A 23250-nucleotide genomic window follows, 5' to 3' on the forward strand; every position below is an offset into this window, starting at 1 on the left:
ACTCCAATCCTTTAAAAGTTAGTTCAGTGTAGTAATCTACACTAGGTGCGACTGCCCGTCGCACAAAAAACCCTTACCTCGAGGGCAAGGGTCATTAGTTTCAAAGTTTGCTAGTTTTAATGCGCATGATCACTGCCAAAGAAGTTCTTAAATGACTGGATATTTGTTGCACGGTTCATAGCAGCAATAGAAGTTGTTAATGGAATGCCTTTTGGACAAACTTGTACACAGTTTTGTGCGTTACTGCAACCGGAGACACCGCCGTCTTCCATCAATCCTTCTAGCCGTTCACTCTTGTTCATCTCACCTGTTGGATGTGCATTAAACAGACGAGCCTGTGACAAAGCAGCCGGTCCGATAAAGTCTGATTTGTCATTCACATTCGGACAAGCCTCGAGACATACACCGCATGTCATACATTTTGACAATTCATATGCCCATTGCCGTTTTTTCTCCGGCATTCGGGGACCTGGTCCAAGATCATGTGTGCCGTCAATTGGAATCCATGCCTTGACTTGTTTCAGTGCATCAAACATCTGTTCACGGTCAACGAATAAGTCCCGGATAACCGGGAATGTGCTCATCGGTTCCAGCTTAACTGGCTGCTCCAGTTCATCAATCAGGGCAGCACAGGATTGCCGTGCTGTCCCATTGATGACCATGGAACAAGCCCCGCAGACTTCCTCGAGGCAGTTCATGTCCCATTGAACGGGCGTGGTCTTTTCTCCATTTGCATTCACCGGATTCCGACGAATTTCCATTAGTCCGGAAATAACATTCATATTTTTTTTATATGGTATTTCAAAAGTCTCTTGATAAGGAGATGATTCCGGGCTGTCCTGACGGGTGATAATAAACGTAACGGTACTTTGCTCAGCCATCATCACTTGCTCCCTTCGCTTTTTTTGGTGTAATCACGTTTACGTGGTTTGATATGAGAAATGTCCACGTCTTCATACGTAATTACAGGTTCATTATTCTTTTCGTCATACTGGGCAATGGTTGTTTTTAGGAAGTTCTCGTCATCACGCTCCGGGAATTCCGGTTTATAGTGCGCACCGCGTGTCTCATCGCGTTTCAAGGCACCATTTGTGATAACCCGTGCAAGCTGCAGCATGCTTTCGAGCTGACGCGTGAACATAACACCCTGGTTGTTCCACCTGGACGTGTCATTGATATTAATATTTTCCCAGCGTTCCATCAATTCTTTAATCTTTTCATCTGTTTCCCGCAGTTTATCATTATGACGAACAACGGTTACGTTATCTGTCATCCATTCTCCGAGTTCTTTATGGATCTGGTACGCGTTTTCCGTGCCATCCATTTTCATCAGTTTTTCAAATTTCTCTTGTTCTTCTTTTTCCTTGTCTTCAAACAGTTTGGATGGCAAATCTTCTACATGCTTATCCAATCCGTCGATATATTCAATCGCGTTTGGTCCCGCAACAGATCCGCCATAAATGGCCGATAGCAGCGAGTTGGCGCCAAGACGATTTCCTCCATGCTGTGAGAAATCACACTCACCGGCAGCAAAAATACCCGGGATGCTTGTCATCTGGTCATAATCAACCCACAGACCACCCATCGAATAGTGGACAGCAGGGAAAATCTTCATCGGTACTTTACGTGGATCCTCACCGACAAATTTCTCATAAATTTCAATAATGCCGCCCAGCTTAACGTCCAGCTCTTTCGGGTCTTTATGGGAAAGATCAAGATAAACCATGTTCTCGCCATTGATACCCAGCTTCTGGTTTACGCAGACATCAAAAATCTCGCGTGTGGCAACGTCACGCGGTACCAGGTTACCATATGCCGGGTATTTCTCCTCAAGAAAATACCATGGTTCCCCATCTTTATATGTCCAGACACGTCCGCCTTCACCACGTGCAGATTCACTCATTAGGCGCAGTTTGTCATCACCCGGTATGGCGGTCGGGTGAATCTGAATGAATTCACCATTGGCATATTTAGCACCTTGCTGATACAGGATGCTTGCGGCTGAACCGGTATTGATCATCGAGTTTGTTGATTTTCCGAAAATGATTCCCGGTCCGCCTGATGCCAAAATGACAGCATCCGCCGGGAATGACTTGATTTCATGTGAGCGGATATTCTGTCCAACAATGCCTCTTCCCACATTATCCTCATCTATGACAGCACCAACAAACTCCCAGCTTTCATATTTGTTAACAAGCCCTTCTACTTCATAACGGCGAACCTGTTCGTCCAGCGCATACAAAAGCTGCTGTCCTGTGGTCGCTCCGGCATAGGCAGTCCGGTGATGCTGTGTTCCACCAAAGCGACGGAAGTCAAGCAGCCCTTCCGGAGTACGATTAAACATAACCCCCATCCGGTCCAGCATATGAATGATGCTTGGTGCGGCATCACACATAGCCTTTACCGGTGGCTGGTTAGCGAGGAAGTCACCACCGTAAATGGTATCGTCAAAGTGAATCCATGGTGAATCCCCTTCACCTTTTGTGTTAACCGCTCCATTAATGCCGCCCTGGGCACACACAGAGTGAGAACGTTTTACCGGCACAATCGAAAACAGGTCAACTTCTGCACCTGCTTCAGCTGCTTTAATGGTTGCCATTAGACCGGCTAATCCGCCGCCGACAACGATAATTTTTCGGTTACTCATTTGGAATGCTCACTCCCTATTTCTGTATTAAACTCCGTAAGCAAATTGAATTAATGCCCGCACACCGATATAGCTGATAGCCAGGAATACAACCAGTGTGGCGTATGTAGCAATTTTTTGGGATTTCGGTGATTGCGTTATGCCCCATGATACCATGAAGCTCCACAGTCCATTGGCAAAATGGAACGTTGTTGAAATGACACCGACAATATAAAACCAGAACATGAATGGATTAGATAAAATGTTCTCCATCAGATTATAGTCCAGTTCTGCATTTCCCATTCCAATTTGCACGCGCGTTTCCCAAACATGCCATGCAATAAATACGAAGGTGACAATACCGGTTACCCGCTGCAGATAAAACATCCAATTACGGAAATAACCATATCGTCTTGTATTGTTCTTTGCGACAAATACAATGTAAACCCCTAGTATTGCATGAAATAAAATTGGCAGGAAAATAATAACGATTTCCAGTGCCAGTCTAAACGGCAAATCATGCATGAATCCCGCCGCTTTGTTAAAACTTTCTTCACCATAAACAGCAAAATGGTTAACAACCAAGTGCTGAATCAGAAATACACCGATAGGAATTACCCCTAACAGAGAATGGAGCCTGCGGTAAAAAAACTCACGGTGTTCTGCCATACGTTACCCCCCTCAGTCAAGATATGTTAGTTTGCAAAAAGTACACCTTTTTGACAATAAAGCTTATGTATAGTTATTGCCCGTAAAATGTACAATTTATGACATATTTATTGTACTTCTATCTCTGAGAACCGTCAAGAAAAGGGTGTGATAATTGTTTTTCCCTCATGAACCAATCAGTGCTTGCACGTTTATCCGTTTCCATAGATAATAATAAGGACAGCAAAAAAAAGAGTGATCTATATGACAAAGAACACTTTAGTCACTTCAGAAAGGATGACATCCATGTCAAAAAAACAGGAAATGCCTGTCACAGTACTTGATGAACTGCATACAGCAGGTGCAGGCTATGACATTATCCGGTATGTCGGTCTGCCTGATGTATTTGGCAACCAGGCAGATGCATTACTATATTTCATGGGAAAAAACATGGCACGGAAATTTGAGTTCCAGTCCTTATCCGATATCGTTTATGCGTTTGAGAAATTAGGCTGGGGACACCTGGAACTGGTTAAAGAAAAAAAGAATGAACTCACCTTTCAGCTTATGGCCGATACAATCGTTTATCGCCTAAATTCGCCACTTGATACAGAATTCCGTCTGGAAGCAGGTTTTCTGAGTGAGTCTATAGGCCTTGTCAACCAAAGACCATGTGAATGTGAAGAAGAAATACATAAAAAAATCCACCAGATCGAGTTTTCCGCCGTTTTCACGGATTAAGCATCCGTCCAGTTGATTGGAACAGCCGGTACATCAGGTTGTTCCACTGCCTTTTTCATCATTCAAGTGGGCAAGGATGGTTTCAGCTACATTTTGAGGAACACCCAATTTCGTAATCTCTTCCACTGCAGCATTACGGATATCATGAATAGATGTAAAATGACTCAGCAGAAGCTGCCTCCGCTTCTCGCCTACTCCCGGAATCTTATCGAGTTCAGACCGGAACAGATTTTTTCCGCGCAACTGCCTGTGAAATGAAATGGCAAATCGGTGTACCTCATCCTGAATTCGTTGTACCAGATAGAATTCCTGTGACTTCCGTGGCAAATCAATCGGCACCGGCGGGGAGCCATACAACAATTCACTTGTCTTATGTTTTTCATCTTTTGCAAGTCCGCATAAGGGGATATCCAGACCGAGCTCATTTTCCAATACATCCACAGCGGCACTCATCTGGCCTTTGCCTCCATCAACGACAATTAAATCCGGCAGCGGCTGGTCCTCTTTCAGTACACGTGTATAGCGGCGCCGGATAACTTCGCGCATCGTTTCATAGTCATCAGGACCTTCCACATTTCTTATTTTATATTTCCGGTACTCTTTTTTATCAGGACGTCCATCTGTAAACACAACCATCGCCGATACCGGATCCGCCCCTTGAATATTGGAGTTGTCAAATGCTTCAATCCGGTGGGGAACCTCGATATGAAGGACCTCCCCCAATTTTTCCACTGCTTGGATTGTCCGTTCTTCATCCCGTTCAATAAGTGAAAATTTCTCCTCCAGAGCTATGGATGCATTTTTCTCGGCCAAGTCGACCAGCTGCTTTTTCCGACCCCGGAATGGTGTATGCACATTGACCTCCAAAAGGTCCTTCAATAATTCTGTCTCGGTCCCAATCGGTACAAGGATCTGTTTCGGCTTTAAGTGATGCTGATGCAAATAAAACCTGCCGACATAGCTTAAAAATGTGTCATCCGGGTCATCAAAAAATGGAAAAATAGAAACGTCCCGCTCAATCAGCTTACCCTGACGGACAAAAAAGACTTGCACACACATCCAGCCTTTGTCATAGCTGTAACCGAAGATGTCCCGGTCGGTCCGATCGTTCAGTGTCATCCGCTGCTGCTCCATAACGGACTCAATATGCTGAATCAGATCACGTAATTCCTTCGCCCGCTCAAAATTAAGCGCCTCACTTGCTTCGTGCATTTTACCGGTCAAATCCCGCTTAATTTCTTTATGACCCCCATGAAGAAAAGATGTGATATCCTGGATAATTTCCTTATACGTTTCCTCTGTTGCAGGCTTCTCACTGCATGCCAGGCACTGTCCCATATGATAGTACAGGCAGACGCGGCCCGGAGGATTGTTGCATTTACGCAGTGGGTACAATTTATCAAGGAGTCTTTTCGTCTCCTTGGCTGCCAGAACGTTCGGGTATGGACCAAAATATTTTCCTTTATCCTTTTTAACATTTCGCGTAATTAAAAGTCTTGGATGCCGTTCAGACGTTATTTTCAAATAGGGATATGTCTTATCATCTTTTAACAGGACGTTGTATTTCGGATCATACTTTTTAATTAAATTCATTTCCAGGATCAGCGCTTCCATCTCTGAAGTTGTGACAATATATTCAAAATCTATTATTTCCTGTACAAGGCGCTGGGTCTTTTTATCATTTGCCCCGGTAAAATACGAACGCACCCTATTCTTGAGCATTTTAGACTTTCCCACATATATAACGGTTCCATGCTTATCTTTCATCAGGTAGCATCCAGGCTGTGATGGAAGCACAGCTAATTTTTCATTTATTTGCTGATTCATTGGCAATTTCATCCCCTGAACACATTTTCACAACTATAGGAGGCTGTTCAAAAAGATCCGCCTTTTTGAATAACCTCTATAAATAACCCCTTGTCACTTATTGTAACAAGGGATTATGTAAACACTGCCTATACGATTATAAACTTACGAAGCATGTTTGTTAATCAAGTCGACCAACGCTTCCTTAGGCTGGAATCCGACAACTTGATCAACGACCTCTCCATTTTTGAATAATAGCAGTGTAGGGATGCTCATCACACCGTACTTACCGGCTGTTTCCTGATTCTCATCCACATCAAGTTTCACAATTTGCACTTTATCTTCCATTTCACCATCAATTTCTTCCAGAACTGGTGCAATCATTTTGCAAGGTCCGCACCAAGGTGCCCAGAAATCAGCCAGCACTAATCCTTCAGAAACCTGTTGAGTGAAATTCTGATCAGTGACATGTTCAATCGCCATTTTCATTTCCCTCCTCTTCATCTAACTGTGCATTTTAGTATATCATCGTTAGTATGTGCTCGCGAATACTTTGCTTATACCATCAGTGAAAAGGTCTGACCGTTTTCGATCAGACCTTTTGCAGGTTTATTTTACTTTTTTAATTTCCTCTGTCAATGCTGGAATCACTTCAAACAGATCCCCAACAATACCATAGTCAGCCACATTGAAAATGTTTGATTCCGGATCTTTGTTAATGGCCACAATTACTTTCGAGTTCGACATTCCGGCAAGATGCTGGATTGCACCGGAAATACCGACAGCAATATAAAGATCTGGGGTGACAACCTTGCCTGTCTGCCCGATTTGAAGTGAGTAATCACAGTATTCGGCATCACAAGCACCGCGGGAAGCCCCTACTGCACCACCCAAGACTTCTGCCAATTCATACAGCGGCTTGAAACCTTCTTCGCTTTTTACTCCGCGCCCGCCGGCAACAATGACATTTGCTTCAGACAAATCAACACCTTCCGAAGCTTTACGGATAACATCCTTGATTACCGTGCGGATGTCCTTCACGTCCACCTCTTGTTCGGTCACTTCCCCTGACCGGGACGCATCACGTTCAAGCGGCTTGATATTATTCGGCCGGATGGTCGCAAATGTAAGTCCGCTTGTAATCACCTTTTTCTCAAATGCTTTACCGGAATATATCGGTCTGACGAATACCGTGTTATCATCCTCTTGTTCAATGCTGGTTGCATCCGAAATCAGGCCTGAATCGAGCTTGCTTGCGACTTTTGGGGTCAAATCCTTCCCAATTGCTGTATGCCCCATTATAATGGCATCCGGTGACTCATCTTCTGCAACAGCCATAACCGCCTGTCCGTATCCTTCCGATGTATAGGTTTTCAAATTTTCATGTTCAACGGTAACAGCACGATCTGCTCCATAATAAATCATTTCCTGGGCTTGTTCGCTCAGCCCAGTGTCTCCGCACAGCATGCCGACGACTTCCCCATCTGCATCTATTTTTTTTGCGGCAGCAATAGCCTCAAATGTTACATTCCGCAATACACCATCTCTTGCTTCGCCTATGACGAGTAATTTTTTGCCCATACTCCTTCTCCTTTCCAATGTAAAAATTCACACGCACTTATAGCACTTTTTTATCGTCTTTCAAGAGGGAAACCAATTCCTTCACCTGTTCATCAACTTCCCCTTCCAGAATCCGGCCTGCTTCTTTTTCAGGCGGGAGGAATATATCCACTGTTTCTGTTTTTGCCTCAACGTCTTCTTCATCAAGATCCAGATCATCCAGCTCCAATTCTTCCAGTGGCTTTTTCTTTGCCTTCATGATACCGGGCAATGATGGATACCTTGGATCGTTCAGTCCTTGCTGACACGTTGCCAATAAAGGTAAAGATGTTTCAATCTTCTCTACATCGCCTTCCACATCTTTATCTATCTTTGCTGTTTCACCGTCAATTTCTAACGCGGTGATGGTTGTAATGCAGCTGATTCCCATGCTTTCGGCAAGGCGCGGCCCAACCTGACCACTCGCTTCATCTATGGCAACGTTGCCTGCCAGAATCAGATCGGCCTCTTTATCGTCAAAATAGGCCTCCAGAACCTTGGCTGTCGTGAACTGGTCCCCTTCTTCCAGATCTTCTTCTGTATTAATTAACACAGCCTTGTCGGCACCCATGGCTAGTGCTGTACGCAACTGTTTCTCTGCTTCCTCATCACCAACAGTGACAACGGTTACTTCACCGCCATGTGCATCCCGCTGGTTAATTGCTTCCTCAACCGCATACTCGTCATATGGATTAATGATGTATTCTGCACCCTCATCCTCAATCTGTCCATCAGATACCACAATTTTTTCCTCTGTATCAAATGTTCTTTTCAGCAATACGTATATGTTCATTTGTCATCCTCCCTTTGTTGATATCGGCATCGCCGGTTGGGGTAAGTTATACGACCCGGCATCTGCCGTAATCTATTTATCTTTGAATTCCGGTTTGCGCTTTTCAATAAAAGCCTGCACACCTTCTTTCGCATCCTCTGAACCAAAAATATCCGCAAATGCTTTCGCTTCTTCCTGGACGCCTTGCTGAAATTGTTCAGTTTTGGCATATGGAACCAATTTCATGACTGCATTGATAGAGACCCTGCTTTTCGCTGCAATATTTTCAGCAAGGCTGTATGCTGTGTCAAAAACAGCCTCCTCATCAACAGCCTGGTTAAGAAGTCCATTCGCTTTGGCCTCTTCCCCTTTAATCGGCTGCCCGCTCAAAATCATTTCATATGCTTTCGCGGCTCCGACAAATCGTGGCAGTCGCTGTGTTCCGGCAAATCCGGGAATAATGCCAAGGGTAGTCTCCGGCAAGCCAAATTTGGCATTTTCAGCGCCAATACGGATATGACATGCCATAGCCAGTTCCAGACCTCCACCCAGAGCAGCGCCGTGAATGGCTGCAATGACCGGAATCGGAAAATGTTCAATCCTATTAAAGAGCTTCTGGCCTCTCTCTGACAAAGACTGATAGTCAGAGGCACTTTCCAGGGAAGTGAACTCTTTAATATCTGCCCCAGCAGAAAAGAATTTGCCTTCCCCTTTCAATACAATCGCTTTTACGCTGGTATCGTTTTCAATTTTGTCCAACGTGTCTTCGAGGCTGTTCAATAGATAAACAGACAGTGCGTTCGCGGGTGGGCTTTGAATTGTCAGCACCGCAATTTGGTTCTTCACTTCATAGTTGATAACAGCCAAGCCAATCCCCCTCTCTAATGTTTATGTTTAACGGAGAGACCATCCGTGATGAACGCATGTACAACTGGCGCCTGCTCGGCGAGGTCATATTTCTGCTCTTTCATGACCCAGTTGGTCACGATTTCATCCAAAGTTCCGAAAATCATCTGTCTGATGAGTGGAACATTCAGTCCATCACGAAAGATTCCTTGCTCCGTTCCCTCTGCAATTATATCATCAATAACTACCAAATAGGGCTTTAAAATCTGATTAATTTTCTGTCGGAGTTCTGCGTTTGACTGCCGTAATTCCAACTGCGTAACGATGGCCAGATGGTGATCTGCCGTTAGCTGGCGGAAGTGCATTTCTATCAGTGTCAGCAATTTGTCGTTGGCATTATTCTTATTACTGATGCTATCGACAATTTGCTCAATAAACTGCCCCATCTTCTCTTCAAACACAGATATAAGAATATCCTCTTTATTTTTGAAATAAAGATATATCGTCCCGTCAGCTACCCCGGCTTTTTTAGCAATCTTGGAAACTTGTGAAGCGTGGTAGCCATTATCAGCAATCACTTCCACTGCTGCTTCAATAATTTGTTTATATTTTGGTCTCTGTTTCTTCATGGTTATCTCCTCATGGCCATTATACGTGATGAATGAATAATCATTCATAAATTTATTTTACAAATAATACAGAAAAATGTCAACGACCAGCTTGTCTCATTATTCGTCAAAAAAAGAAAGCCTTACACTTTTTCACCTTTCTCTTTATTCCTTTCTTTATCTTCTTCCACCAAGTTTCTGCGTAAGATTTTTCCGACTGCTGTTTTTGGCAGTTCATTTCGAAACTCATAAATCCTTGGCACTTTGAATGTTGCAAGTCTGCTCCGGCAGAATGTGTCCAAATCTTTTTCTTCTACATCGGCATAACCTGATTTTAATACGACATATGCCTTCACCGTTTCTCCGCGATAAGGATCTGGAATGCCTGCAACAACAGCTTCCTGTATTGCTTCATGTTCATACAGCACTTCTTCTACTTCCCGGGGATAAATATTATAGCCACCGGCAATAATCATGTCTTTTTTACGGTCGGCGATATAAAAGAAACCATGTTCATCCATGTAACCCATATCCCCGGTGAAAAACCATCCATCCCGCAAAACCCGGTCTGTTTCCTCCTGATTGTTCCAGTATCCCCGCATCACTTGCGGTCCTTTAACAGCAATTTCACCAACCTCCCCAATTACTGCTTCTTCCCCGGATTCCATATTTATAACTTTGGCATCCGTATCAGGCCATGGAACGCCGATACTGCCGGCCACACGTTTTCCCCATACAAAATTGGCGTGGGTTACCGGTGACGTCTCGGTTAAGCCGTAGCCTTCGACAAGTTTTCCATTGGTCACTTTTTCAAATTGGGACTGAACCTCACTCGGCAATGGGGCTGAACCACTGATGCAGGCTTCAATAGAGGATAAGTCGTATTTCTCCAGGTCAGGATGGTTAAGCAGCCCGACATAGATCGTCGGTGCACCTGGAAACATGGTTGGCTTTTGTTTTTGAATTGTCTTGAGCACATCTCCGGCATCAAATTTTGGCATTAAAATCATTTTGAACCCATACATAATTGACATGTTCATGACCGCAGTCATCCCGTACACATGGAAAAATGGCAAAACACCCAAAATCGTCTCCTCACCAGGTGTAGCTTGATGGAGCCATTTTCGGGACATCTGACAGTTCGCCGCAAGATTGGAATGGGTAAGCATGACCCCCTTGGGATGCCCGGTGGTGCCGCCGGTATACTGCAAAAGTGCCAAATCTTCCTTTGCATCGACAGCTATGGGAGTATAATTTTCATCTCGGCTGTCCATCACTGTACCCCAGTCGTGCGTGTCATCTGTTGGCTCGACTTCCACAATACTTTTATATTCCTTCCGTTGAATAAATGGATAGATGAGGTTCTTGGGAAATGGCAGATAGTCCTTGATGCCGGTTACAATGACATGTTGCAGTTCCGTTTTGCTGCGTACATTGGAAACTCTGGGGAAGAGAACATCCAGACAAATAATAAACGACGCACCGGAATCATTCAGCTGGTATTCCAATTCCCGCTCCTTATACAGCGGATTTGTCTGCACAACAATTCCGCCCGCCATTAATGTTCCATAGTAACTGATGACGGACTGTGGACAGTTTGGCAGCATGATAGCGACACGATCACCCTTTTGAAGGCCAAGCGACTGCAGTAAACTCGCCACCTTTCTGGCCTGCGAGAGAACATTAGCAAACGTCAGTTCTTTCCCCATAAAGTGAAGCGCTTTCCTTTTTGGATACACTTCAGCAGTCTCTTCCAAAAACGCATGCAATGGCTTCTCTTCATACTCGATTGACAAAGGAATCTCATTCGGATAATGGGTATGCCAGCGCCTTGTTTCGGTCATCATATACCTCCTTTAATAATAGCATACTCCCATTATACCGATTAATTTGCACTTTTTGCAATTTTTACTGAAAAAAGTTTTAAATTACGTGTTACAGCATCACATACACAATCCCAATCACCAAAAATAAAACCGCGACAACAATCATGTATTTCGCCAATTTATCAAGAAACATGTTAACCTCCCCCAATACTCGCCCCAATGACGAATGATAACCCAATAGATATCAGCATGGCAATCAGACCTACTGCCTTATTTCCTTTCCCGATTTCTTCATCGATTTTGATGGCCGGTGTTAAGAATTCAAAGATAATATAGCCGGACAACAGCAGGGCGAATCCAAACGCCCCCCAGCCCATGCTTTGGATAATGGTATCATTATGCTCAATTGAGTACTTAAAAACAACAGCTATCCCAATGATTTTCCCGCCTGTTGCCATCGCTACAGCCAGATTGCCCCGCTTTATTTCCTCCCAGTTACGGTAGGAGGTGGCAAACTCGAACACCGCTAAAAATACAATGGTACACAGAACAACAGCACTGTATCTGGCGGCTGTTTCTACAAGAATATTGTCCCAGAAGCCACTCATGGTTCTCCCCCTCCCCCATTATGCTACGTCAGTTCCAGAACCGTCACTCCGCTGCCACCTTCTCCTTCTTTTCCCGGCCTTGCGGAAGCCACACGCGGATGTTTTTTAGCGACAGTATTAACACCTTTCCGGAGCGCTCCAGTGCCTTTACCATGAATGATTGAAACAGATGAATATCCAGCCAGCAGTGCATCGTCAATGTACTTTTCCAGCTGCTCAAGTGCGTCCTCATAACGTTCTCCGCGCAAATCAAGTTCTGTCCTCACATGATGGCTTGAACCTTTAACGGTGGTGAGTGGTTTTTCGGTGACAGTTGACTGCTGCTGCAGAAACTTCAGGTCATTGCTTTTTACTTTGACCTTCATAATGCCAACCTGGACGAGGTATTCATTCACATTGATTTTTTCAATAATGGTGCCCTGCTGATTCGCTGACATAAGCTTTACTTCATCACCCGGGTGGAGTTCGCGTTGCGGACCGGTTTGCTTTTTATTGGTTTGGGACTTTTTGGATGATAAATCAGGTTGTGCCTCTTCCAGCATCTTCCGGGCTTCAATCCACTCATGGTCTTTCAGCTGGGCATCTGTTTTCATATTTCGGATCTCATCAACAATTGCCTCCGCTTCTTCCCGTGCTTTCTGCAGTGCTTTGTCCGCTTTTTCTTCTGCTTTTTTATAAAGCGTTTCCCGTTTATCTTCAAACTGGTTCCACGCTTTTTTCAATTCTTCATGCAGCTTTTCGCTTTCCGTCAGCACTTCCTGCGCTTTCTCATAGGATGCTTCTGCCTGACGCTTCGACTGTTCGAGAGAGGCAATCATATTTTCCACACTTTTGGAATCCGTACCAATATGACTTTTCCCCTGCTCGATAATCGACTGGTCAAGGCCAAGCCGCGCGGAAATTTCAAAAGCATTGCTGCGCCCAGGTACGCCAATCAGCAGGCGGTAAGTCGGCCTCAGTGACTCCACATCGAATTCAACCGAGGCGTTGACTGCATTGTCACGGTTAAAGCCGTATGCTTTCAGCTCAGGATAATGTGTTGTAGCTACAACCCGTGCACCTCGCGACATAACATCATCAAGGATGGACATCGCAAGAGCTGCACCTTCCTGCGGGTCTGTCCCAGCGCCAAGTTCGTCAAACAGCACTAGTGATTTGGAATTCACCTGATCCAGTATCGATACGATATTTGTCATATGGGATGAGAATGTACTCAAGTTTTGTTCAATGGACTGTTCATCACCAATATCGGCAAAAATATCTTCAAAAACTGCCATCTCACATCCTTCATCGGCAGGAACCTGCAGGCCGGACTGTGCCATTAATGTGCACAGCCCAATCGTCTTAAGTGTCACTGTTTTCCCGCCAGTGTTTGGACCGGTAATGACGATTGAGGTATAATCTTGCCCGAGTTCAACATCATTCGGCACGACTTCTTCCGGTGGGATGAGCGGATGCCGTACCTGAGTCATCTTTATCCTGCCACTGTCATTCATGACCGGCATGACAGCGCGCTTATCCCTGCTCCATTTCCCCCGTGCTGCTATAAAGTCAATATGGGCAAGTATGCGCACATTTTCCGCAAGGGCTGCTTCATTGTCAGCAATATTGCCACTTAGCTCCCGGAGGATCCGGTCCATTTCGTGTTTTTCTTTGGCTCTGGCTTCCTGCAGTTCGTTATTAAGGTCGACAACTGCCTGTGGTTCCATGAACAATGTAGCACCGGATGTGGACTGGTCATGCACAATTCCACCTACCGCACCACGGTATTCCTGTTTTACTGGCAGGACATACCGTTCATTGCGGATCGTAATGATGGCATCAGACAGCATTTTACTTTTTGATTTTGTATAATTGTCGAGCTTGTCACGCACTTTGCTTTCGTTGCTGCGGATGGATGAACGGATTCCCCGGAGTTTGACAGATGCACTGTCCATAATATGGCCGTTGTCGTCAATACAGCTATTGATGCTGGTTTCCAGGCTGCGTATCGTTACGAGCTGTTCGCCAAGTTCCTGTAAAAGCGGCAAAGGTTCCTCCAGCTGTTCAAAGAATGTCTTTAGCCGCCGAACAGCATAAAGCGTATTGGAAACGTCAAGACATTCTTCTGCCGTCAGTACGCCGCCAATAACACTCCGCTTGACACTCGCCCGGATGTCCGCTATACCGCCCAACGGAACATCCATATTCAGCCGAAAAATCTGGCATGCCTCATCCGTCTCAGCCTGCATTTCATTAACCTTTTCAATGGCACTTGCAGGCTTCAGCCCGGTTGCCAGTTCTTTTCCTGCATATGTTGCTGCCCGACTTTTCAATTCATTGACTATTTTATCGAATTCAAGCGTTTTTAGTATTTGTTCATTCATCAGGATGATCCCCTTTTACAAGTAGTTCAGCCTGTCGGGTTTTATAGAGGTTGTTCAAACAGTCCGGTAATAATGACACATCGAATTTCTTCGTTGGCTTGCTTTTCCGGTGCTCATGTATTCATTTGCATACACTCCGCTACTCGGGAGCTTGCGCCGCCTCGAAATTCTCGGTCCTTTTTATCCTCCTTTTTGAACACGCACTTATAGGACCCCTGCTGTCATATCAGTTTCTGCCAGGATTCATGAATGCCTTCAATTTTTCCGTCGGCCATGTATTTAGAACGGTTTCTTTGTGCAGCCAACCTTTTCGGGCTGTTGCGACACCATACTTCATGTGATCAAGCATAGCATAATCATGGGCATCGGTATTAATGGCAATTTTAACCCCGGCTTCCTGTGCCCGGTACGCCCAGTGACTGGACAGATCCAGCCTGTTGGGGTTAGCGTTGATTTCCAGTGCTGTACCCGTCTCCCCTGCCCGTTCAATCAGCCGGTCAATGTCGACACGGTAGCCCTCGCGGCGTCCGATAAGTCTACCTGTCGGATGAGCAATCAGGGACACATATGGATTTTCCAGAGCAGCAAACAGTCTTGCCATAATTTTCTCCTGTGACTGATTAAAGCTCGAGTGAATAGCTCCAATAACGAAATCCAGCTCCTGCAGGAATGAATCATCAAAGTCCAGTGTGCCATCAGGTAATATGTCCATTTCCACGCCAGCGAAGATATGGATATCGTCATATTTTTCATTCAAGCGGTCAATTTCTTCCCGCTGTCTTCTGAGCCTTGCTTCCGTCAACCCATTCGCAACCCTCAGAAACTTCGAGTGATCTGTTATGGTAATATGATCGTACTGTTTACTCCGGGCACGATTCACCATTTCCTCAATGGATTGTCCGCCGTCACTCCATGTTGTATGCATATGCAAATCCCCACGGATATCACTCAGTTCGATCAGGGAGACAGATTCGCGAAATGCTTCCACCTCACCAGTATTTTCCCGTACTTCAGGCGGAATATAATGCAAACCAAAATGGTGGAACAACTGCTGTTCGCTGGCGAATGTCGTTATTTCACCAGTTTCTTCAGATTCTACACCATACTCGTTGATTTTTTCGCCTCTGGCCTTTGCAAGCTGTCTCATGGACACATTGTGATCTTTGGATCCGGTAAAATGGTGGAGGGTTGCCGCAAATTCCTCTGGGGCAACAATCCGGAAGTCCACATTCACATCATAAACATCAGCCAGAACAAGGGATACTTTTGTTTCCCCTTGTGCAATCACTTCTTTTATCTGTTCCAGTTCAAGGAGCTGATCACGGACAGCAGCAGGGTCCTCAGAGGCAATGATAAAGTCAATATCCCTCACTGTTTCACGCATCCGCCTTAAACTGCCTGCTCGTGAGAATTTATTAATTTCCCTTATGGAATCGAGATACTGTTCCATTCTTTCAGCAAGCGGTAGCATATAAGCGATCGGTAGCCGTTCCGGGCGCTTGTTAGCTTCTTCCAGCGCAGTGATTATTTTTTCCGCAGATTTTTTCCCAAAGCCTTCCAATGATTCAACTTGTCCATTTTCACATGCCTGTCTGAGTGACTCAGCATCCGTCACACCCAGCTCCTGATAGATTTTGGACAGTTTCTTTCCGCCCAGTCCAGGCAGATTTAATAACGGGATCAGCCCTTCCGGAACTTCTTTCTCCAATTCTGTCAACGTTTCGGAAGTTCCATTCTGAATGTAGGACTCAATGACAGCACCGGTTCCTTTCCCAATCCCTTTCATTTTTGTGAAATCATCGATATCGGCAATGGAACGATCATCTCGTTCAAGTGCCTGTGCAGCTTTCCGGTAGGCTGAAATTTTAAACGGATTTTCTCCTTTCAGTTCCAGATAGAGCGCTATTCTTTCCAACAGTTTAATGACATCTTTTTTGTTTACCGTCATTTCTCTCACCTTTTTTCTATTATTGTCCATTTTGCCATCCGCATGAAAAAAGACTGATCCATTACCGGGAGACTTCTGCGTTCATCCCGGTATGTCAAACCAGCCTCGTACCTTTCCTGCTCAACTAAAATCAACCATCTCATTCATGTGGGTGAACCACAGCGATTTCACTTGCTCCGATAGAAACGGGGTGTGTTCAACAATAAACAACGCAACTGCTGATTGATTGATCCACGCCTGGATTTCTGAAACGGGTGTCAGTGCCAATATGTATAAAACAATGAAAATCAGCAGGTAAACCTCAGCAAATCCCAGCACAGCACCAAGCCACCGGTTGACAGCGTGGAGTATCGGCAGTTCAGCGACAAAGTCAAGCATGGAAGCAATAATTTGCAGAATTATTTTAGTGGCAAAAAAGATAATCGCAAATGCAATGGCATTGTAAAAAGCACCTTCAAGGGGTAGTGACTCCAAAAAGTCTGCCCAAGCACCACTGTTTTCCAATTCTGGATATGGTATCCAGAGTGCCAGTCTTGGTGCCAGCTTGTCATAATAGAGGGCGGCAAGAATGAATGCAGCGATAAACCCGATCAAGTGGAATGCCTGTAAAATAAAGCCTCTTTTTAAACCAATTAAAAAACCGAAAGCTAATAAAGCAATTAAAATGAGATCTATCATGCTACTTGTCCTCTTTCTTATATGTTGATCCTAGTAACGCCGCATATTCTTCTTTCAGCTTCATATAATCGCTCATGGTATTGACCGCAGTAAGAACAGCAAGCTCTGTTGACGTAAGCTGCTGATTAGCATCATGGATTTCACGCATTTTCTGGTCAACCTGGCTTGCAACCAGACGGACATGACTGGAACTTTCATTGCCGACAACGGTATAATATCTGTTATATATTTCAACGGTTTCTCGTGTTTTATCGTTCTGGGTCACAAGGCACCCTCCCTACAAACGAAAATAATCCATTTTATCGTAACACAAAGACCGCTAATGGGGAAATACAAATGTTCTTTTCAATGAATGCTCCTTTTGCTATAGTTTAAACAGGATATGAATGGAGGTACAGGCATGCCGCAACAAGTATATACGATGCCACTCGATACAGTGGAAAATATGAAAACCTATTACAAGAACAGCCTGCAGTCCACGCCACAGGGGGCTGTGTTTCGCGCAAAAACACCAAACGCGGTGATAACTACTTATAAATCCGGAAAAGTGCTGTTTCAAGGTAAGGATCCTGCAGCTGAAGCGGGAAAATGGGCAGATGCTGCTAGCAGTACACCGAAGCACAGGCAAAAAAATAACGAGGGAAACGCACAATTCGCCCCGCCGGAGGCACTGTTTACCAGCAGCCACATCGGCTCCGATGAAGCTGGGACTGGCGACTACTTCGGCCCGATTACGGTTGCAGCCGTTTATGTGCGCAAAGACCAAATCGAATTGCTGAAGGAATTGGGTGTCAAGGATTCTAAAAACCTGACCGATTCAACCATCAAGAAAATCGCTGGGGATCTGATGAAACTTGAACTCCCTTACTCACTGATGATATTGCATAATGAGCGGTATAACCAGCTGCAGCGAAAGAAATGGTCTCAGGGCAAAATGAAGGCTATGCTCCATCATCACGCAATTGATAACGTGCTGAAAGACAAGAAGGCAGAAACACCCGACGGCATTCTCATTGACCAGTTCTGTGAACCCGGGATTTATAAACGCCATATTGGAACTGAGCAGCAGCAATTACATGAAAAAACGTATTTCATGACAAAGGCGGAAAGTTATTCCATCGCCGTAGCAGCAGCCTCCATCATTGCCAGAACCAGTTTTCTGAACGAACTTGACAAACTTTCTGCAAAAACAGGTGCAACGCTGCCCAAAGGTGCCTCAGGCAAAGTGGATCAGGCGGCAGCCAGGGTCATTAAGGCAAACGGAAAAAACATGCTCGAGAAATGTGCCAAAACCCACTTTGCCAACACAAAGAAAGCCTTAGCACGCTTATAATGAAGCTATTTTTCTAACCTATTTCTTGGAGCGTACCCTTCGCCGAAATAGCCCGCAACGCGACGAGTATGGTAACTACGGTGATGAAAAATAATAAAGGTTCAAAAGCATCCATGAAAAAAGAGAAGTTTAATTACGGTGGAGAAGGTATAAAATCACATTATATTTAGCGTACTAAATCACATAAAATTTAGTACGCTATTTTTTTATTTTAACCAGGTATTCTGAATATTTATGTTAAAATAAATCTAAAGATTGTAATGAAAAGGTCTTAAAGAAACGTATCAACATTCTTTATGGAAAGGGGCTTGAAATGGACAAAGACAAAGAAATACCTGAAGAAAGAAGGGAGAGACTGAGACAACAAGAATGGAAAAACAACCCAACTGGAAATTTGAATGATTCACTAAATAGAGGTTCTAATGGAAGTCTTGTTGATTTAGTAGGAAGTTTAGGGTGGAAAGGCACTGGAATACTGATTCTAATAATAATATTTGGATTTATAATTTATGCCTTATTCCTCCGTTAAAGACGCTTTAGCATAATAACAAAAAGTAAAATTGGTCTTCCGCAAACGGGCCATATTGTGGAAGAAATTTACCCCGAATGACCTTTATTTTCTAAACAGAAAGAGGGATTCAAATGACCGTCAATCAATATAAATTACCCGTGCAAGGCATGACTTGCACGGGTTGTGAAGAACATGTAACCGAAGCGTTGGAACAAGCCGGTGCCAAAAATGTGTCAGCTAATTTTCGGCGCGGCGAGGCGATTTTTCAATTAAGCGAGGACTGGATCGACCAAGCAAAGCAAAACATTGAGGAGACTGGCTATCACCCCGATGAAGAAGAAATTCAAACTACTGGCAGCTTTGTGGCATTCGATCGAGATGGCGATTATGACCTTCTGATTGTCGGGTCAGGTGGTGCGGCCTTTTCAGCCGCAATCAAAGCGAGCGAAAACGGCGCCAAAGTGGCCATGGTGGAACGTGGCACGGTTGGGGGGACCTGCGTCAACATCGGTTGTGTCCCATCAAAAACCATGCTTCGTGCCGGTGACATCAATGGATTGGCACAGAACCATCCATTTAACGGATTACAAACAGGTGCTGGTGGTGTTAACCTTGCGAAATTGACCGAGCAAAAAGATGAATTGGTCAGTCAAATGCGTCAGGAAAAATATATCAATCTGATCGACGAATATGGATTTGATTTGATTCGTGGTGAAGCCTCGTTTGTTGATGAAAAAACGATTCAAGTGAATGGAGAGCACATCACAGCCAAAAGCTTTTTAATTGCAACGGGGGCAAATCCGGCCGTTCCAGATATTCCGGGATTGAAGGACGTCGATTATTTAACGAGCACGACAGCCCTTGAATTGAAAGAAGTACCAAAACGCCTTGCCGTGATCGGTTCCGGGTACATCGCCGCGGAATTGGGCCAAATGTTTCACAATTTCGGAACAGACGTGACGCTCATGCAGCGAAGTGAGCGTTTGTTTAAAACGTACGAGCCGGAGGTTTCCGACGCCATCGATGAAGCTTTAAGGGAGCAGGGGATCAACCTGATCACTGGGGTTACCTATCAAAAAGTCGAGCAAAACGGTGATACCAAAAGCGTGACGATTGAAGTGAATGGCGAAAAACAAGTTATTGAAGCCGATCAGATATTGGTGGCAACAGGCAGAAAGCCAAACACAGAGAGCCTAAATCTGGAAGCAGCCAGTGTGAAAACAGGCAAAAAAGGGGAAGTGCTTACCAACGAATTTTTGCAAACGACTAATGACCGCATTTATGCCGCAGGGGATGTGACACTCGGTTCACAATTCGTGTATGTTGCGGCGTATGAAGGGGGTATTGTCGCGGACAATGCACTCGGTGTGACCAAACGGAAAATCGATCTTCGATTTGTGCCCGGGGTGACTTTCACGAACCCGTCGATCGCGACGGTTGGCCTGACCGAGCAACAAGCCAAAGCAAAAGGTTACGACGTGAAAACGTCGGTTCTGCCGTTGGACGCTGTGCCGAGGGCATTGGTTAATCAGGAAACAACCGGTGTCTATAAACTTATCGTGGATGGTCAAACTCGGAAATTAATCGGTGCCCATATCGTCAGTGAAAATGCCGGGGATGTTATTTATACAGCGACGTTGGCGGTGCAATTCGGATTGACCATTGATGACCTTACGAATAGCTTTGCGCCTTATTTAACCATGGCTGAAGGTTTGAAACTCGCAGCCTTGACTTTTGATAAGGACGTTTCTAAATTATCTTGTTGTGCAGGTTAATTGAGCTTCCTCAAACGGGCGCGAACACGGAATAAAGAACGGTGCCTAAAGTGGCATTATTGGACCATTTTCTTGAATAAGAATATATTTTTTGAAAGAAGGTTAGAGATTTTGGTTATGAATGCTCTTTTAAGAGGTGGAATACCATTCATCATTATGAGCGGTATTGCTTTATTACTTTATTTTCAAGGAAAGTACTCGGATGCTAAAGGTACATTTGTTGCAAGCCTGATCGCTTTTTTTGTCGGCGCTGCATCCATTATTTATAACATAGAGCATTGGAGTTTGATTAAACGAAGCGGTGTCCATTTTATAATAATGCTTATAACAATTTATCCTATCCTTTTATTAAGTGGTTGGTTTACGATTGCATCTGTATTTGACGCTGTTAAAATTTTTATTCTTTTTGCTTTTGTTGGCATAATTTTATGGTCCTTATTTTTTATATTAGCCAGAATTTTTTCTTGGTAAATAATTAAGTGTATACCACAATCGGGTGCCTATCTGGAATAAGGATGGGCTTGTTACTTTGCGGAAATGGGGCAGGTAATTAAACGAAATTTCTAGGAGATGAAAAGTGAAGATTATTATTATAGGTTTAGCAATATTATTAACACTAACAATCGTGTTTGTTATTTCAGGAATTGCCTTGAATAAGCATAATATGAAGAAAGATAAATATGACCTATTAAATTACTTTAAAAAACATAAAGGTTCATTATCTATTACGCTTAAAGAAGATGGTCAAGATACGCTAGCTATAAACTCTGATAAAAAGTTTCCGTTAGCGAGTACCTTGAAAATAATAATAGCATTTAATTTTGTTAAGAGTGCAATGAGTAACAAAATCTCCATTACTGACAAGGTAAAATTAAAAGAACTTGATAAATATTACATTCAAGATACAGATGGAGGCGCTCATCCTAACTGGAAAAGGTCTATAAACTATCCGACTGAAGTATCTTTATTAGAAATAGCTAAAGGAATGATGCAATTCAGTTCTAATGCCTGTACGGATTTTCTAATAAATAAAATCGGAGTAGACGTTATTAACGAAAGTATCGAAGTGCTCCAGCTAAATCACGATAAAATAAGTTATTTAACACCACCTGTCATAATGCCGGGATATTTATCAAATAAACGGAAGCTAGCTATAAATAAGATAAATGCAATGAATGGGCAATCGTACGAAGAATTATCGAATGAATTATTTGAAAAAATGAAAGATGATGAAAGTGATTATCTTAAAGAAAAAACGTCTAAAATGCTGGATCAGAAAACGCAACTTTTAATCACTAAAAAAATGGCTTTTTCATCGACCAAGCAATATGCTGACCTAATGCTTAGGTTGGGAAAGGAACTCTTAACCAAAAAGGAAAAAGACTTATTTAGCGAAATATTAATAGGTAAAAACGTCAAAAATGGCCAGGATGACTATTTTTGGTACAAGGGTGGAGCTACACCATATGTAATAACTTCTGCCTTATATAAAGAATCTCAAGATACCACGATATCGGTTTCTCTGTTTATCGAGGATGACAAAGGTGGAGAATTGTATTGGATAGGAAATATATTCAATGACTTTGTTGTAAGTGTTGCCACAGATACGGAGTTTAGAAAAAAAGTAAAGGAATTAGCAAGTTAAAGTATTACACAAACGGGCGCACTTGCGGAATAAAGGGCAATTTAAGCAGTGAATTATCTGAAATAATCAATCCGTTTAATTGAGAATTGTTATCAATTATTGTATATTAGATAGTAAACGATACAGATAATTGAGTAAGGAGAATATATAATGCAAATATACTGGACTAAAATAAATAAGATTATTGAAGAAGCACCTGAGGTTAAAACGTACCTGCTCGACTGTCCGGAAGACTTTACATGGGAAGAAGGTTCCCACACCCACTTCGCACTGGAAGGTTTTAATGCCGGAGATAAACCAAACCGTAGCCTGATTCGCCACATGTCAATTTCTACCTTACCGCACGAAAATTCAATTGGTATCACAACACGCATCAGAGAGCAGTGCTCTGAGTTTAAAACGATCTTAAGAAATCTTGAGATCGGCAATGAAGTTGCAATATTTAAAACCCATTCGAATGTACCGCTTAAAAGAGAAGACAAAAATGTTTACCTGTTGTCATCAGGTGTCGGCCTAGCAACTTTCAGACCGCTTGTACTTGATTATTTCCAACGTGCTGACAACGTCAATCAAATTCATTCCCTGAACATCGATTCATCAAAAGAGTTCTTATTCACTAATATTTTTGAATCCGCACCTGACAAGAAGTTCACATCACGGTTTGTCGATAACCGTAAAGATTACTATGAAGAAGTGAAACATCTTGCTACAGATAGGGATGGACTCTTCTACGTTGTCGGCAGCGACGAATTCCTCGTGCAGAACATTGAAGTACTGCGTGAGCAGGGCATCAAGCCGGAACAGATTATTCTCGACAAGCATGAACAAGAACTGCCTCAGTTTTTATCATTTGATTTGTTAATTTAAGCGAGACAAAGTATTTTCTTGGTAAATACTAAATAGATGTTCCATTA

Annotated in this window: 22 protein-coding genes; 7 read left to right on the top strand and 15 right to left on the bottom strand. The window is 43.6% G+C overall.

The window, feature by feature from the left end; all coding sequences use genetic code 11:
* Window positions 1–116: 116 nt before the first annotated feature.
* From sdhB to ACFSUO_RS12570, 3 genes are read right to left on the bottom strand one after another with little or no spacing between them, the layout of a single operon-like run.
* Window positions 117–881, bottom strand: a complete 765-nt coding sequence (gene sdhB / locus ACFSUO_RS12560; protein ID WP_382394593.1) for a succinate dehydrogenase iron-sulfur subunit — start codon at window positions 879–881, stop codon at window positions 117–119.
* Window positions 882–883: 2 nt separating this feature from the next.
* Window positions 884–2647 (bottom strand): succinate dehydrogenase flavoprotein subunit, encoded by a 1764-nt coding sequence (sdhA, locus tag ACFSUO_RS12565; RefSeq protein WP_382394595.1) that lies wholly within the window; start codon window positions 2645–2647, stop codon window positions 884–886.
* Between the two features lie 27 nt (window positions 2648–2674).
* Window positions 2675–3295, bottom strand: coding sequence for a succinate dehydrogenase cytochrome b558 subunit (locus tag ACFSUO_RS12570; RefSeq protein ID WP_382394597.1), 621 nt, complete (start codon window positions 3293–3295; stop codon window positions 2675–2677).
* 285 nt (window positions 3296–3580) lie between these two features.
* Here ACFSUO_RS12570 and ACFSUO_RS12575 point away from each other — a divergent pair, with 285 nt between their 5' ends.
* The gene (locus ACFSUO_RS12575) at window positions 3581–4015 is read left to right on the top strand and encodes a YslB family protein (RefSeq protein WP_382394599.1); all 435 of its coding nucleotides are present in this window, start codon (window positions 3581–3583) and stop codon (window positions 4013–4015) included.
* Between the two features lie 33 nt (window positions 4016–4048).
* Here the strand turns inward: ACFSUO_RS12575 and uvrC are convergent, their stop codons facing one another.
* The 12 genes from uvrC to zapA form a co-directional block, all read right to left on the bottom strand.
* Complete coding sequence (uvrC, locus tag ACFSUO_RS12580) at window positions 4049–5842, bottom strand: excinuclease ABC subunit UvrC (protein ID WP_382394601.1); 1794 nt, start codon at window positions 5840–5842, stop codon at window positions 4049–4051.
* Window positions 5843–5986: 144 nt separating this feature from the next.
* Window positions 5987–6304 (bottom strand): thioredoxin, encoded by a 318-nt coding sequence (trxA, locus tag ACFSUO_RS12585; RefSeq protein ID WP_382394603.1) that lies wholly within the window; start codon window positions 6302–6304, stop codon window positions 5987–5989.
* Window positions 6305–6430: 126 nt separating this feature from the next.
* Complete coding sequence (locus ACFSUO_RS12590; RefSeq protein WP_382394605.1) at window positions 6431–7402, bottom strand: electron transfer flavoprotein subunit alpha/FixB family protein; 972 nt, start codon at window positions 7400–7402, stop codon at window positions 6431–6433.
* 37 nt (window positions 7403–7439) lie between these two features.
* The gene (locus tag ACFSUO_RS12595; protein ID WP_382394607.1) at window positions 7440–8213 is read right to left on the bottom strand and encodes an electron transfer flavoprotein subunit beta/FixA family protein; all 774 of its coding nucleotides are present in this window, start codon (window positions 8211–8213) and stop codon (window positions 7440–7442) included.
* 72 nt (window positions 8214–8285) lie between these two features.
* Window positions 8286–9059 carry an enoyl-CoA hydratase gene (locus tag ACFSUO_RS12600; RefSeq protein WP_382394609.1) on the bottom strand — a complete coding sequence of 258 codons (774 nt, stop codon included), beginning with the start codon at window positions 9057–9059 and terminating at the stop codon, window positions 8286–8288.
* A 14-nt stretch (window positions 9060–9073) separates the two neighbouring features.
* Window positions 9074–9667 carry a TetR/AcrR family transcriptional regulator gene (locus tag ACFSUO_RS12605; protein WP_382394611.1) on the bottom strand — a complete coding sequence of 198 codons (594 nt, stop codon included), beginning with the start codon at window positions 9665–9667 and terminating at the stop codon, window positions 9074–9076.
* Between the two features lie 122 nt (window positions 9668–9789).
* A complete protein-coding gene (locus ACFSUO_RS12610; RefSeq protein ID WP_382394613.1) occupies window positions 9790–11490 on the bottom strand; it encodes an AMP-binding protein in 1701 nt (566 codons plus the stop codon).
* A gap of 176 nt (window positions 11491–11666) precedes the next feature.
* Window positions 11667–12080: a DUF350 domain-containing protein gene (locus ACFSUO_RS12615; protein ID WP_382394615.1), complete on the bottom strand. Its 414-nt coding sequence runs from the start codon at window positions 12078–12080 to the stop codon at window positions 11667–11669.
* 23 nt (window positions 12081–12103) lie between these two features.
* On the bottom strand, window positions 12104–14446 hold the full coding sequence (locus tag ACFSUO_RS12620) for an endonuclease MutS2 (protein WP_382394617.1): 2343 nt from the start codon (window positions 14444–14446) through the stop codon (window positions 12104–12106).
* Window positions 14447–14672: 226 nt separating this feature from the next.
* A complete protein-coding gene (polX, locus tag ACFSUO_RS12625; RefSeq protein WP_382394867.1) occupies window positions 14673–16394 on the bottom strand; it encodes a DNA polymerase/3'-5' exonuclease PolX in 1722 nt (573 codons plus the stop codon).
* 120 nt (window positions 16395–16514) lie between these two features.
* Window positions 16515–17072 carry a CvpA family protein gene (locus ACFSUO_RS12630; RefSeq protein WP_382394619.1) on the bottom strand — a complete coding sequence of 186 codons (558 nt, stop codon included), beginning with the start codon at window positions 17070–17072 and terminating at the stop codon, window positions 16515–16517.
* Window position 17073: 1 nt separating this feature from the next.
* On the bottom strand, window positions 17074–17337 hold the full coding sequence (zapA, locus tag ACFSUO_RS12635; RefSeq protein WP_382394621.1) for a cell division protein ZapA: 264 nt from the start codon (window positions 17335–17337) through the stop codon (window positions 17074–17076).
* Between the two features lie 135 nt (window positions 17338–17472).
* Here zapA and rnhC point away from each other — a divergent pair, with 135 nt between their 5' ends.
* The 6 genes from rnhC to ACFSUO_RS12665 all read left to right on the top strand — a co-directional run bounded on the left by rnhC (window position 17473) and on the right by ACFSUO_RS12665 (window position 23203).
* Complete coding sequence (rnhC, locus tag ACFSUO_RS12640) at window positions 17473–18405, top strand: ribonuclease HIII (RefSeq protein WP_382394623.1); 933 nt, start codon at window positions 17473–17475, stop codon at window positions 18403–18405.
* A 313-nt stretch (window positions 18406–18718) separates the two neighbouring features.
* A complete protein-coding gene (locus ACFSUO_RS12645) occupies window positions 18719–18934 on the top strand; it encodes a DUF6366 family protein (RefSeq protein ID WP_382394625.1) in 216 nt (71 codons plus the stop codon).
* A 113-nt stretch (window positions 18935–19047) separates the two neighbouring features.
* Window positions 19048–20691 carry a mercury(II) reductase gene (gene merA / locus ACFSUO_RS12650; RefSeq protein ID WP_076570160.1) on the top strand — a complete coding sequence of 548 codons (1644 nt, stop codon included), beginning with the start codon at window positions 19048–19050 and terminating at the stop codon, window positions 20689–20691.
* A gap of 72 nt (window positions 20692–20763) precedes the next feature.
* Window positions 20764–21162, top strand: a complete 399-nt coding sequence (locus ACFSUO_RS12655) for a DUF3021 family protein (RefSeq protein WP_234032379.1) — start codon at window positions 20764–20766, stop codon at window positions 21160–21162.
* Between the two features lie 106 nt (window positions 21163–21268).
* Window positions 21269–22336, top strand: a complete 1068-nt coding sequence (locus tag ACFSUO_RS12660; protein WP_079708065.1) for a serine hydrolase — start codon at window positions 21269–21271, stop codon at window positions 22334–22336.
* Window positions 22337–22486: 150 nt separating this feature from the next.
* Complete coding sequence (locus ACFSUO_RS12665; RefSeq protein ID WP_382394628.1) at window positions 22487–23203, top strand: dihydropteridine reductase; 717 nt, start codon at window positions 22487–22489, stop codon at window positions 23201–23203.
* Window positions 23204–23250 lie beyond the last annotated feature (47 nt).

The organism is Lentibacillus juripiscarius, from assembly GCF_042685205.1.
Lineage (GTDB): Bacteria > Bacillota > Bacilli > Bacillales > Amphibacillaceae > Lentibacillus > Lentibacillus juripiscarius.